This is a genomic window from Streptomyces ortus, assembly GCF_026341275.1.
Classification (GTDB): Bacteria; Actinomycetota; Actinomycetes; order Streptomycetales; family Streptomycetaceae; genus Streptomyces; species Streptomyces ortus.
Map to the genome: position 1 here is coordinate 2,354,005 of NZ_JAIFZO010000002.1, position 13,470 is coordinate 2,367,474.

Consider the following 13,470-nt stretch of genomic DNA (forward strand, 5'->3'; position numbering starts at 1 on the left):
CGAGGAAGCCGGGGGTGTCGGGGGTGTCGGGGAAAGCAGACCGGGTCAGCCCGTCGTGGTGCGGTCGCGCTGGACCTCCGCCAGGAAGAGCCGGCAGAAGGCGCGGGCGGTCTCGTCGCGCCCGTGGGCGGCGAGATGGTCCAGGACGCTCCAGTAGTGCTCGTCCTGAGCACCGCGCAACGAGAGGGTGAACGACGAGACGTCGTCGCTCCAGCGCCGGATACGGCCGATGCCCTTCACCGCGTGGAAGACGGTGAGGGCTTCGAGGCTGTCGGCGAGAACCTCCGCCGCACGGGGCACCGGCAGCCCAAACTCGTCCAGGGCGGCCAGGTAGGTGTCGTGCAACTCTTCCCGTAACGCCCAGCCTTCCTCGTCGAAGGGCAACAGGGGAAGGTCGTCGATGACCGTGACGGCTTCCTGCAGCAGCGGGAGGGTCTTATCGGATTCCACGTCGATGAGAACCAGGCCGTCGTGGGGGGTGAGGATCCAGTTTCCGGGGTGGGGGTCCTTCTTGGCCACCACGGGCCTGCCAAGCGCCCCGAGCGGCTGTACCAGGTCCAGGAGCGCCTTCCTCAGGCCGAGGGACGCGTCGAGTTTGTCGCAGGCCTTGGTCACCTGGGCGGCCCAGTCCCTGGCATGTTGTGCGGTCGCGGTGCGGGGGGTGTCCGCGTCGTCAAAGACCCGCCAGGCTTGGAAGGCGGCGAGGTAACGCAGAGCCTCGGCGAAGTGGGGGAGCGGATCTTCTCCCCGGCCCGTGAGCCGGTCGGTCACGGTCGCTCCCAGGAGCCGTCCCTGCATGCGCCGCATGACATAGACGGCGTCCTGTTCATGGGGTGCTTCGAGCGGGACCAGTCCGAGGGGCTCGGGCAGTTGCCAGTGCACGGGAGCGTTCCGGTCGGTGAGCCACTGGCGCAGGCGTTGCGTCCATTCCCATTCCCGGGCTGCCTCTCCGGCGGCTAGTCGCTTGAGGACGATGGTCTGCTCGATTAGCCGGTGACCGTCGTTGAGGACAAAGACGCCCTGTTCCCCGGACCTCCGCTGTCCGCCGAGGACGGACGCGGCGAACTCGCGGTTGCGTGCGGCCAGTCCGGCCGCATGCGCGAGGAGCTCCGACCGGTCGCCCGAGAGGAGCGGCGCGGACAGGAAGGCGGGCGGCAGACCCAGCAGGCGGGACGGGTCGAGAGTCCCGTGGTGAGCCGCGAGGTCGGCGAGCTGCAGCACGGGCCAGGGCCAGGCGGGGTCGCAGACCGCCGCCTGGAGCGCGTATCCGGCACTGCGGGTGAGCTGGGTGTCGTCCGCGGTGATGCGGTGCAGCCGCTCGGCAGCGGCGGCGGCGAGACTGCGGTTCTCGCGGGCCCGGTTGCCGTCGGTGTAGGTCTCTTCTTTGAGCGCGAGGGCGCGCTCAAAGTCCTCGGCGTCGCGGTTCCTCGTGCCCCGCCGGTAGTAGGCGTCCCCCAGATGGCCGAGGATCGCGGTCCGATCCCGTTCCGGCCGGAGATCCACCGCCTCCACGTCGAGCGACTCGAGCGCCAGCGACTCCTCCAGGTTTTTGATCGCCAGTTCGAGCATGCGTTCGCTGGGGTTGAGGGAGTAGGAACGTAGGGCGGCCTCGCCCAGTCGGCTGTGGACGATGGCCGGGTCGTAGTTGGGACGGACCACGGACGAGGGATTGCGGGCCTTGGCCAGTGACTTCTCCAGCCAGTCGACCGCCTCGCGCAGCAATCCGCTCGCGTCCTCGCTGTCGGTGTCGTCGCCGACAGCCAGTGCTTTGGCCAGGTCCAGAGCGCAGGCACCGGCATCGGCGTAGGCATCGGTGCCGGCGGGGGAGTCCAATGCGTCGAAGGTGATCCGGTACAGGGTCAGGGCCCGGTCGAGCGTGGCGGGTGCGACCTCTTCCTCGGTCCGGGCGAGCATCCGGGCGATGAGGGCTGCGTGACCCGCCACGTGGCGGTGCCCGGGCGGCGACAGATGCGGGTGGATGACGTCGGTTTCGATGCGTTCGAGCGCGTCCTCAAGCAGCAGACGGCTCCGGTCGATGCCATCCCCGGCGACCACGCTCCGGCACGCGCGGGCCAGGGCTGCACTCGGAATGGGGGCGTCGGACGGGAGCCGGATGATCTCCCGGGCGAGTCGGCGCACAGCGTCGGTGTCCCTGTCCTCCACGGCACGGTCCACCGACTCGTCGAGTTCCTGGACGCGCACCTGCGCGGCGAGGCGAGCCGATTCCGGCGAGGTGCCCAGCAAGGCGCGCGCCAGGTCCAGGTCGGCGGCCGAACCAGCCCGGTCGCGGCGTCGCTGCCGGACCCGGGAACGGTCCAGCAGGGCCGCGGCGATCACTCGCTCACTCATGTGCTCGGCGGCTTCGGGAGCGAGCAGATCGCTGAGCGCGTCCTCAAGCCGTGCGCTGGCGCGCCGGCCGACGACGTCGACGTCGAAACGGTAGAGCTGGTGCCGTACCTGTCCGCGCCGGGCCAGGAGGTATCCGGGGTGGGCGCCCAGGGCGTTCGGCGGTCCGGCCGTCTCCTGGGCGTCGGTGTACGCCTCTTCCGCGTCGCGCAGCAGCCGGAGCCCTTCGTCGAACTGCCCGCTGCGCAGCCGGACGAGGCCGAGCCCGGCCAGGACGTCCGCCCTCGTCGCCCGGAGCCGTCGCGAGGCCGGCGGACGACGGAGCCCCCGCAGGATGCTGTACGCCCTCTCGAGGTGCGCAGGAGTGCGCTCGGCTCGGAACAGACGGAGATGGATCTCGGCCCGGTAGGCGAAGTGTTCCTCGCTCTTGTCGCCTTGTTCGGCGAAGGCCGAGTGGTCTTCGGCGCGCCGCAGCAGATCGACGGCCTCGGGGTCGGCCTCGTCCCGCTCCCGGGCGAGCAGAACGCGCGCGATGGCGAGCTGGCCGTTCCAGGCGCAGCGCCGTGCAATCGGCATGCGTTGTCCGTTGCGGTCGACCCATTCGAGGGTGCGAACGGCCTCCCGCAGCAGGAACCGGCCGGGCTCTCGCTGTCCGTCCATGAAGAGTTTCTGCCCGAGGTGGAAGTACCTGCTGCCGAGCTGAACGGTGACCTCGCGCCGGGTGGCCATCAGGTGCATCCCTGCGGCCCTCAGCGCGTCGTCCAGACCCGGGCCGGGCCGGGAGAAGTGCTCCCGGAACATGTGCAGCAGAGGAATCCACACCACCTCGCGTGGTTCCTTGTTCCGGTGCTGTTCGGTGGCCTTCCAGGCTCGCACCAGGTCGTCGGGCGCCGGGTCCGCGATGACGGCGTCGAGCCTCGCGGGGCGCACGCACTTGCGCATGGCCCGTGACAGATCTCCCGGCAAGGGGACGCCATGTGTGTGCAGGTCGCTGGTGATGATGTCGAGCGGAGATGGCTGGGGTGCCTGGCCTGTCGGCCGGTCGCTGTCCGTCACCCGGCCATCGTGGCAGGCGAGTTGGGACCGGGCAATCGATCTGGACGACAGGGCGGGAAGGTGCTATCGGGACACTTCGGTACGGGCGCGGTCGACGAACCGGCGCACTTCCTCGCGCGTCAGGTCGGAGCGCTCCTTCATGGTGTCCAGGCTCTCTGCCTCCTTGATCGAGGAGACGGTCTCCCGTGCGGTCGCCGCCGACTGCCGTATGTCCTCGTCCCCAGCGAGCAGGACTACACGGTAGTAGGCGGTCCACATGGTGCTGCGCGCCGAGTAGACCGAGGTGGAGTCGTGGACGGCGCCACCGCGTTCGACGAACCAGCGGTCCATGAGTTCCCTGCGGAACTCCATGACCGCCTCTGCAAAGGCGACGTAGGCCGAGAGACGCTCCTCGTGCAGACGGGCCAGGGAGGTATTACGCCGCTGCATGAAATGCGTGACGAACGCACCGACCGCGGTGCCCAGCAGGGCCCCGCCGATCCCAGTCAGAGCGGAAACCATGTCAGCCATGGGGAGTACCTGTTCAACTAGCGCGGTCTTCAATCGCGGCGCCCGGCTTTCTGCCGATCTGAAACTGGCAGCTGATCGCCGACCTCGATGCCCGCTATCACGATCTCGGCACAGACTGGGACGAGCGCCGCACCCGTGAACTCGTCCGCCAGCGCGAACGCCTGGGCAACACCGTCACCCTGACTTGCAGCCAGGCCTGACCGAATGCCTCTCCGCCAGCTTCGCCATCAACACCCCGAGCACGGAGCAAGCATCAGCACGCCCTCGAGCCCCGTGATTTTCCGGACAGAAGCCCTGTTCGGTCACGTCACTTCACCGATTTCCGCCCGCACGCAACGATCGGTTTGTTTACGGGTTCTTGCCGATCGAGTGGTTTGTCTGGTCGAACAGGGTTCCTGATCGGGTGATCGCGACGTTGCTCGCTCCTCCATCTGTTGGCGTGGGGCTGTCCGATACTCATGGGTGCGACGGCGCCGATCTTGAACCTGAAGGGGATGCTCTGCCGGTCGAGCCGTCAGCGGCACCCTCGGACTGAGCGTCGCTGCACGCCCCGCGCACATGGGGGGAATCTTGATCGCTATGAATTGGGACGCCGTTGCGCTGTCTTCTTGGCGACTCGCCGTGCTGGCCCTGACTGGTCGCCCGCTCGGCCTGGTGGCATGGCCGGCGCTACTCCCAGAACCTCGGACGCAAAGGTCAACCAGGCCTGCGCGTCGGCGCCGTTGAGGTCGTCCGTCCAAATGAGCGAACCGTTCTGTCCGCCGCCTTGGTTGTGCGGAAGGATGCCGTTGTCTGCGTACCAGGCCTTCTTGAGCTCCCACTTCCGGGCGTAGTCGGGTAGGTCGAGCATGCCTGCGTGCTCCCAGTAGACCGTGCGGCCATCGCTGGCTGAGATCGTGAAATCGGGCAGGACGACGCGTCCGTCGGCACCGGTGAGAGGCCCCTCGTATTGCCAGTGACCTGGGGCAAGTTGGTCGAGAAGGCCCGCGATGATGACCTCGTTCTTCGACGCCATCGGGATGCCGCTTGCCGACACATGCATGAGCTTCCGGTCGAAGCGGCGGGCCATGCCCTGGACCTCGAGAGCTACTGGGTGTGGCGCGTCGAACAGGTCGGTCAGTCGGCGGGCCGTTTCCGAGTGCCAAGGCTGTGCGAGATCGCGTAGATCGGAGAGCGTGCCCTCGTGGAGGATGACGACCTTGTCCCTCTGCCTGGTCAGGGCGGTGTACATGAGTTCCCGGGAGACGTTCGCCCGGGAAGGTAGAATGAGGAAGGTCGTGCCGAACTCCGATCCCTGCGACTTGTGGACCGTGACGGCCCATGCGAGTTCCAGTAGCGCGTCATCGGAGTCCGTCGGCCAGTACGAGTACTGAAACCCGGTTTGGGAAGAGAACTCGACGCTGAGGCGCAGCTGGGACTTGGGCGTCTTCGCCGCTGGCGTGACGAATCCGATCGCGACGCCGATCTCACCGTTCGCAACGTAGTTCATCGCGTTCTGCTTGGGCCACGCGTTCAGACGCTTGTTAGTGGTCTGCATGACCTTGTCGCCACGAACGATCAGCTCGGGTCCGATCGGCTTCGGGATGTTGCCGCGACGGGTGTCTCGTTGTGCCCACGTGGTGTCGTTTGACCGGTACGTGCGCTTGATGTGGCGGTTGAGCTCGACTGTGCCGAATGCCCGAGAGCGGGTCGGGGAGAGAATTTGCCAGTCCTCGGCATGTTCGCCCGCGCCTACCTGCCAGTTGAGGTACGCGCCGTTGATGACGCCGCCATAGGTGAGCGCGAAGGCTCGCGCTGGGTCCGGGTCGCCATCGAGAACCAAGTTCTGCTTGAGCTCGTCGGTCAGCGCCTCGACGGCAGTTCTGTCGCCCCAGGGCACGTATCGCACGGTGGGCAAGTCGGGGTTGGCGGCCAGCTCTGCCCAGATGGCTTCGTCGCCTGCGCCCCGTGTGTTGTCGCCGAACCAGGCTGCCAGCTCAAGGTCGTGTCGGTTGCCGTGGCTCCCATCGGCGAGTTGGCGCCGAGGCACCTGGAGTTCGACGTAGCCCGGTGCCACCCGCACCCAGCCACTGAAACTGTCGGGTCGCAGCTTGTTGACGAGGTCGACGAAGGGGCGGCCTGCGCCGATCGGTGGGAGTTGGCGTGGGTCGCCGACGAGGATGAGTCGTTTGACTCCGGTGAAGGAGTCGAGGGTGGCTGCGAGCATCTCCTCGGTGAGCATCGATGCTTCGTCAATGACGACCAAGGCGTAGTTGTGTCGTGGTTGCTGGTCTCCCCACACGAGGTACCGCCCGGTCTCTCCGTCGTACCTGTGAGTGGCGCTCAGGTGCGACGCCAGAGTCTTGGCGGGCAGCTTCACCTTGGTCTCCAGCTGGACCTTCGCCTTGCCGGTGGGAGCGAGAAGCAGCACATTGCCTGCGGGGACACCGGGATACTCGACCAAGGCGCGCAGCAGCGTTGTCTTGCCGGTTCCCGCCGGCCCGATGAGCACCGAGAGCGGGGCGTCATGAAGGGCCGAGAGGCCGGCGGCCTTCTCGGTGCGAGCGCGTTCCTCCAGTTCGTCGAGCTCTCCAGTGACGTTCTGGTTCCGGTCGAGCGCCCTGTCCAACACTGTTCTGGCGTCCGTGACACGCCCGAGGCTGTCCCGGTTCTCTTGTGTCCTGATCCAGTCCCGGATGACGGAAGAGGTCTCGTCGAATCGTGTGAGCTTGTACGCGGGCGTGCCGTCCGCGAGCGACACGCTTGTCAGGGGTGACCACTCACTCCACTCGTTGACGCTGTCATGGTCCAGATCGAGACCCGCCAGGATGGTCTTGGTCAGCGCGGGCGGTTGAGCGAGCGGAACGTCGATTGCCAGAGCGATGGTCTCGCCTTCCGGCACGACTGTGTCGCCCTGCCGGCCTTGTCGCTCGAGCACGTCGGTCAGCAATGCTTCGATCCGACGTCGATCGAGGTGGTCCTTCAGTTTGACGGCGTCAGGAACCGGAGGCTTCCAGGTGACGTGGGTCGGGGGGAAGAGGGCGCGGTCAATGGTCGTGAACGGCACGTGTTCCGCGCTGCCGTAGGTGCACGTGGAAGCGAAGTACGGATTTTGCAGCAGGTCCTCGGCCGTCATCTCGACCTCCGTGCCGCCTTCGAGCAGCATCTGCACCTGTGCCGGGGAGATGTCGAAGCCGGAGAGCAGGCGCAGCACAGCCTGACGCTCTGGCGTCACCTTCTTCCAGATCCTGGCCTGGAGGGCGCCGATGTGCGCTCTTATCCCACTCGGCGCGCAGGACGGGTCGGTAAAGAAAGCCTGGAGGAGGTCCCACGGGTCGGTGTCGTCACCCGCCTCTGCCATCACCGCTCGCGCTGCCACGTACGGCTGCTGGACACCGATCGCCTTGAGGAAACCCGGCAGGCCGGGGACAGGGCCGCGTAGCTGCCAGAGTCGCTCGATCTGGTCCTGTAGCCATTCGTAGCCGGTGTCAGGCAGATCCACACCCAGTTCGCGCATGCCATCGGCGGCCGACTGCAGCGAGGTGAGCGCCTCGATGGCGGCATCGTCGGACAGGTGCTCGGTGACGTACGAGAACTCGACAACGCGGCCCTCGGGGGCCCACGCGAGCGCCATGTCGACGTCAATGCCCTCGTCCATCAGGGAGATGAGCTGCTGGTAAGGCAGCAAGATCCCATCGGCCATGTCGGCGCGAAGCGAGTGCTCGACAACCGTTTCCCACATGGCGGAACTGAAAGGCGGGTTCCCCGATTGGTTCCACATTGGCGGCGGGGTGACGCGGGTGACCCGTGCGGCGCCTACCAGCAGCCGGTCGGTGCGCTCCTCCTGAAATGGTGAGTGCTTCAGATAGGCGAAGACCAACGAGTCACCCGGGGCGACGGGCTCGAAGAAGGCATCCAAGATGGCACGTTGGTTGCCTCCATCCATCACCCACGGCGGGTTGGAGCGCAGCGCGGCGTCAACGGCATCCTCCGCGACTTGGTTGAACAAGGGGGCTCGCTCATGGCCGACCTCCTGCGCGAAGACCTCGCGGTTCATCCAGCGGAAGGGAACCGCCTCGAAGGCGTAGCCGGGGAGCGTGACGTGAGTGTCGTGGAGCATCCCCTGTAGCGCACGGCTGTGTCGGTACGGATGTTGCTTGACGACCGTGTAGCCGAGCGGAGACATGAACGTCGCGCGCTCGCTGAGGCAGGGGAGCTGGTTCTGATCGAGGGCGTCGATCCCGGCACCGGCGTGGGCGACCTCGAACGAGTCATCCCGGCCCTTGCCGATCGCGGTGAGCAACGTACATGACGAGTTCCCCAACGGGTCGTCGCAGATGAACTGGTCCCAGGGGCGGTCCCGCCACGGAACCCTCATCGACAGGTGTTGATTGCCAGCCATACAGGAGGTCTATCACCTGGTACGGACACACAGTCCGGCTTTCCGACCCTCTGTGGTCTTTCACCGCGTTCGCCCGTGCGTGGTGGCGCATCCGGTGACCGCCCTCCCGGAAGAGAAGCTGCACGGCCCAGGTGGTCAACCCGATGCGGTCGCTCACTCGAGCCAGCGGCAGACGTCTCGTAGATCGATCTTCCCGCTGGCGTACCGCGTCATTACGTGGAGCTCCCCGAATCGGTCACCAAGCATATGCATGCTGTGTGCAAGCTGTCGGGAAATGATCTCCGCCTGATTGGGAAGGTCCTGGAGAACGTGCTCGTATCCCCAGCTCAGACCCACCCGTGAACGGCCCAAGCGTGGCGGTGGGCGGGCGAGCCGCGGAGGCCGTCGACACGGCGGACGCGGTCCTCGGCGCCCTGCCGTGGTGCCTGTCTCTGCTGGCGGTGGGGCTCCTGGCCCTCCTCGGGGCCTTCACCCGCACTCCGGTCGCCCCGCTGAAAGCTCTGATCGTGGCCGCCGCCAGCCTCGGGGCGAGCCTCGGCGCGCTAGTCGTTCTCTTCCAGGACGGCCACGGCGGCGCCGTACTCGGCCACTTCACGGCGACGGGAACGCTGGACGCCTCGACGCTGCTGTTCGTCCTGTTCATCGCGCTCGCCCTGTCGGTGGACTACGAGGTCTTCCTGCTCGGCCGTATCCGGGAGGAGTACGACCGCTGCGGAGACAACCGCACCTCGATCATCGAGGGCGTGGCCCGCACCGGTCGACTGATGACGTCCGCCGCGGCAGCCGTGGCGATCTCGACCGCGGCCATGGCCACCTCCCACGTGGCCCTGCTCAAACTCATCGGCATCGGCGTCGCACTCGGCGCGGTCGTGGACGCCGTCCTGGTGCGGGGAGTTCTGGTGCCCGCCGTCATGGCGGCCCTCGGTCCGGCGAACTGGTGGGCTCCGGCCCGAATCAGGACCCCGTTGTTGATCACTACACCTGTGAAGAAGGACGGAAGCTGATGTCGATGCCTCAGGCGACACATGACCGCGGTCGGCAGTCGGTGGTCGCCGGCCCACGGGTGGCGGCGATCCGGACGGCATTCCCGCCGTATCAGTACCGGCAGGAAGAGGTCCTGGCCGCCCTGGCCCGCACGACGTTGCTGGAGTCCGAGACGGGCGCTCGGGTACTCCGCAAGATCCATGCCAGCTCGGGTGTGGAGACCCGCTCGCTGTCCCTGCCGCTGGAGAAGCTCGTCGATCTCGCCCGCCGGGAGGACTTCACCGAGCAGAACCGCGTCTGGCTCGACATCGCCATGGACCTGGGGGAACGGGCGTTGACCGGCGCGCTGCGCTCGGCGGGCGTCCAGCCGGACGAGGTCGACGCGGTGATCAGCACCACCGTCACGGGGCTGGCCGTGCCGTCGCTGGAGGCTCGGCTCGCCCACCGGGTCGGGCTACGACCGGACGTCAAGCGTATCCCGCTGTTCGGCAGCGGCTGTGCCGGAGGCGCCGCAGGTCTGGCCCGGCTCCACGACTACCTGCTGGCCCACCCCGGTCAAGTGGCCGTCCTCCTCGCCGTGGAACTGTGCACGCTGGCGCACCAGCTCAAGGACGGCTCCGTGGCGAACATCGTCGCCGGCAGCCTCTTCGGGGACGGCGCTGCCGTCGTCGTGGCCTTCGGAGCCCAGCGGGACGGCCGCCCCGCCGGGCCCGAGCTGGTGGACACCCACAGCCTGCTGGTCCCCGGCACCGAGGACGTCCTCGGCTGGGAGATCGGCTCCCACGGCTTCCGGATCCTGCTGTCGCCCGAGGTCCCGGTGCTCACGGAGAAACACCTGCCCCCGGCCGTCCAAGGGCTCCTCTCGCGGCACGCACTGTCGCCGCAACAGATCGCGAGCTGGATCATCCACGGTGGCGGACCGAAGGTCTTCACCGCCGTACAGCGGGCCCTGGACGTGCAGCCCGGCGCCTTGCGGCTCACCCGGCGCTCCGTGGCCGAGCGGGGCAACCTCTCGTCCGTCTCCGTACTGGACATCCTGCATGCGGCCATGGAAACACCGCCCCCCGCGGGCGCCCCGGGCCTGGTCGCCGCCATGGGGCCGGGGTTCGCCATCGAACTGGTCCTCCTCCGCTGGTAGGGGCCGCCCGCCGCCACCATCGCCAATGGGACCTACCGACCGCACGACAAGGAAGGTGTCACGGACCGTGCCCGCCATCCCCGCAGACGTACGCATCCTGATCGACCTCGAACCGGTGGTCGCCGACGCTCTCGACACGCACCTGCGGACCACCGTCGACTGGTACCCGCACCAGTACGTCCCGTGGGGTCAGGGCCGTGACTACGACGGTCTCCTCGAAGGGGAGCCGTGGGACCCCTCCCAGCAGAAATTGAGGGCAGCCGCTCGGGACGGCCTTCTCTACAGTCTGCTCACCGAGGAAAACCTGCCCAGTTACCACCGGGTGATCGGGGAGATGCTGTCGCTCGACGGCCCCTGGGGTGTCTGGGTCAATCGATGGACCGTGGAGGAGGCCAGGCACGGCACCGCCATCCGTGACTACCTCGTGGTCACCCGCAGCGCCGATCCGGTGCTTCTGGAGGACGCCCGCGCCGCGCATGTGCAGCACGGTTACGAGATCGACTACCGCGGCGACCTCATCGCCTCCCTGGTCTACGTCACCGTCCAGGAACTCGGCACCCGTGTCAGCTACCAGGGAATCCGGCGACTGTGCGACGAACCGGTGTGCGGGGCCCTGATGCAGCGCATCGCTCACGACGAGAACCGGCACATGCTCTTCTACCGGACCACCCTCCAGGCGTGTATGCGCATGCACCCCGACCGAACGCTTCAGGCGGTGGCCAGAGTCCTCAAGTCGTTCCGTCCCCCCGGCCACGCCGCCCCCGGCTTCGGCCGGCTGATCAGCTCCCTGGCCAGGTCGGGCATCCTCTCACCGGAGATCTACTACAAGGACATCGCCCTTCCCTTCGTCCGCATGCTCGGCGCCCTCGACGCCACCGGACTCGCACCGGTCGGACAGCACGCCCAGGAGGAGATCGCCGCCCACATGGAGGAATCAGCGGGCCGTGCCGGCAGATACCGCGCCCTGGCCGAACGCGTCAACCGACTCACGACCGCCCGAGACGACGATTCCGCTATCCGAGACGGCGACACTGCCGTCCGAGCGTGAGAAGGGCGATCCGACATGTCCCTTGGCCGGGTGACGATTCCCGTGAGCCTGCTCGTCCTCGTCACCGCGGTGGCCGTCGTGCGCCTGGTCGAAGTGACAACCGCCCGCCGCAACGCACGCTGGGCCATCGACCGCGGCGGTGTCGAGTACGGGCGACGCCACTACTCCGTCATGATCACCCTGCATGTCTGCCTGCTCGTGGGGACCGTCGCAGAGGTCGCTCTCACCGGACGTGCCTTCGTCCCGCTGATCGGCTGGCCGGCGCTGGCCGTCCTCATCCTCGTGCAGGCGGGCCGCGCATGGTGCATGAGGGTGCTCGGTCCCCGATGGAACACCCGGGTCATCGTCGTGCCCGGGCTACCGCTGATCACCACCGGGCCCTACCGCTGGATGCGGCACCCCAACTACCTCATCGTCCTGTTCGAAGGCGTCGCGCTGCCCCTCGTCCACACCGCATGGGTGACTGGCACGCTCTTCACCGTCGCCAACACGATGTGGCTCGTCGTCCGCGTCCGCACGGAGAACGCGGTGCTGTGGCCCGCGGTGGGACCGGCGGCTCGGGACAGTTCGGGGAACTGTCCCCCGACCTCGTCGACGGGCCCCCGAAGTGGCGTGCCACTCCTCACAGAGGCTTCGCGTAGCAGCGGCTGTCCTCGTGGAAGCGGTAGTGGCCGAACTTGACGCAGGGCTCGTAGCCGCTGGACGCGTACAGGGCGATGGCCTCCGGCTGCTTGTTGCCGGTCTCCAGGACCATGCGGGTGCGGCCCGCCGCCCGCGCGTCCGCCTCCAGGGCGCCGAGGATGCGGCGGGCGAGGCCGTGGCCGCGGGCCTGAGCGATCACGAACATGCGCTTGAGCTCGGCGTCGCCGTCCGAGTAGCCCTCGTCGTTCTCGTCCTGGCTGCGCCAGCCGCCGGTGGCCACGGGCCGGTCCGCGGCGTCGTACGCGATCAGGTAGAGGCCGAGCGGCGGCTCGAACATCGACGGGTCGAGCGGGGTGACATCGCCCTCGTCCCCGTAGCGCACGGCGTACTCGGCCTGCACCTCGTCGTTGAGCTTGACGGCGTCGGGGTGGTCGAAGGCGACCCGGCGTATATCCATGCCAAGCATCGTACTTCTATGCAGTAGGCGGTTATGGAGGGGTGCGTGGTGCTCGTCCAGCGTGCCGGTATCGTGCCCGGGTGCTCACTGTGACCTCTGTGAATGTAAACGGGCTCCGGGCCGCCGCCAAAAAGGGTTTCGTGGAGTGGCTGGCGGAGACGTCCGCCGACGTCCTGTGCCTCCAGGAGGTACGGGCCGAGCCCGAGCAGCTCCCGGAGGGCGTACGGCAGCCCGAGGGGTGGCACGTCGTGCACGCGCCCGCCGCCGCGAAGGGGCGGGCCGGTGTCTCCCTCTACACGCGCCGCGAGCCCGACCGCGTCCAGGTCGGCTTCGGGTCGGCCGAGTTCGACGGCAGCGGGCGCTATGTCGAGGCCGACCTGCCCGGGGTCACCGTCGCCAGTCTGTACCTGCCCTCGGGCGAGGTCGGGACCGAGCGGCAGGACGAGAAGATCCGGTTCATGGACGAGTTCCTCACCTATCTGAAGGGACTGCGCACGCGGGCCGCCGCAGAGGGGCGCGAGGTCGTCGTGTGCGGCGACTGGAACATCGCCCACCAGCCGGCCGACCTCAAGAACTGGCGGGCCAACCAGAAGAGTTCCGGCTTCCTGCCGGAGGAGCGGAAGTGGCTGGGGAAGGTCCTCACCGACGCGGAGGGCGGCGGCGCCGACGGGGCCGGGTACGTCGATGTCGTACGCGCGCTGCATCCCGACGTGGACGGGCCGTACTCGTGGTGGTCGTACCGGGGACGGGCCTTCGACAACGACTCGGGGTGGCGGATCGACTACCACGTCGCCACGCCCGGACTCGCGGCCCGGGCCGTCAAGGGGTTCGTGGAGCGGGCGGCGACGCACGGGGAGCGCTGGTCGGACCACGCGCCGGTGACCGTGGTCTACGACCGGTGACCTGTC

Annotated in this window: 8 protein-coding genes and 1 pseudogene; 5 read left to right on the top strand and 4 right to left on the bottom strand. The window is 68.0% G+C overall.

Features of this window, described 5'->3' with window-relative positions; translation table 11 throughout:
* Positions 1-45: 45 nt before the first annotated feature.
* From K3769_RS13685 to K3769_RS13695, 3 genes are all read right to left on the bottom strand, one after another.
* A complete protein-coding gene (locus K3769_RS13685) occupies positions 46-3,402 on the bottom strand; it encodes a hypothetical protein (RefSeq protein WP_267026708.1) in 3,357 nt (1,118 codons plus the stop codon).
* Between the two features lie 63 nt (positions 3,403-3,465).
* Positions 3,466-3,912 carry a plasmid transfer protein KilB gene (gene kilB, locus K3769_RS13690; protein ID WP_267026709.1) on the bottom strand — a complete coding sequence of 149 codons (447 nt, stop codon included), beginning with the start codon at positions 3,910-3,912 and terminating at the stop codon, positions 3,466-3,468.
* A 577-nt stretch (positions 3,913-4,489) separates the two neighbouring features.
* On the bottom strand, positions 4,490-8,293 hold the full coding sequence (locus K3769_RS13695) for an AAA family ATPase (protein ID WP_267026710.1): 3,804 nt from the start codon (positions 8,291-8,293) through the stop codon (positions 4,490-4,492).
* Between the two features lie 338 nt (positions 8,294-8,631).
* On the opposite strand from K3769_RS13695, the gene K3769_RS13700 reads away from it, so the two are divergent.
* The 4 genes and pseudogenes from K3769_RS13700 to K3769_RS13715 form a co-directional block, all read left to right on the top strand.
* A complete protein-coding gene (locus K3769_RS13700) occupies positions 8,632-9,297 on the top strand; it encodes an MMPL family transporter (protein WP_267026711.1) in 666 nt (221 codons plus the stop codon).
* Entirely contained in the window at positions 9,297-10,415 is a 1,119-nt protein-coding gene (locus tag K3769_RS13705) for a type III polyketide synthase (RefSeq protein ID WP_267026712.1), read from the top strand. The genes K3769_RS13700 and K3769_RS13705 overlap by 1 nt, the downstream gene beginning before the upstream one ends.
* A 67-nt stretch (positions 10,416-10,482) precedes the next feature.
* Positions 10,483-11,463, top strand: coding sequence for an acyl-ACP desaturase (locus K3769_RS13710; protein ID WP_267026713.1), 981 nt, complete (start codon positions 10,483-10,485; stop codon positions 11,461-11,463).
* Positions 11,464-11,478: 15 nt separating this feature from the next.
* Positions 11,479-12,018, top strand: a pseudogene (locus K3769_RS13715) (isoprenylcysteine carboxyl methyltransferase family protein); the annotation flags it as partial.
* A 67-nt stretch (positions 12,019-12,085) separates the two neighbouring features.
* Here K3769_RS13715 and K3769_RS13720 read toward each other — a convergent pair.
* Positions 12,086-12,562: a GNAT family N-acetyltransferase gene (locus K3769_RS13720; RefSeq protein ID WP_267026714.1), complete on the bottom strand. Its 477-nt coding sequence runs from the start codon at positions 12,560-12,562 to the stop codon at positions 12,086-12,088.
* Positions 12,563-12,642: 80 nt separating this feature from the next.
* Between K3769_RS13720 and K3769_RS13725 the strand changes: the two genes are divergently transcribed.
* Complete coding sequence (locus K3769_RS13725) at positions 12,643-13,464, top strand: exodeoxyribonuclease III (RefSeq protein WP_267026715.1); 822 nt, start codon at positions 12,643-12,645, stop codon at positions 13,462-13,464.
* The last annotated feature ends 6 nt before the right edge of the window (positions 13,465-13,470 follow it).

Excerpts from the sequence above, each read along its gene's own strand:
- kilB (WP_267026709.1), bottom strand. The coding sequence starts at position 3,912 with ATGGCTGACATGGTTTCCGCTCTGACTGGGATCGGCGGGGCCCTGCTG.
- K3769_RS13695 (WP_267026710.1), bottom strand. The coding sequence starts at position 8,293 with ATGGCTGGCAATCAACACCTGTCGATGAGGGTTCCGTGGCGGGACCGC.
- K3769_RS13705 (WP_267026712.1), top strand. The coding sequence starts at position 9,297 with ATGTCGATGCCTCAGGCGACACATGACCGCGGTCGGCAGTCGGTGGTC.
- K3769_RS13720 (WP_267026714.1), bottom strand. The coding sequence starts at position 12,562 with ATGGATATACGCCGGGTCGCCTTCGACCACCCCGACGCCGTCAAGCTC.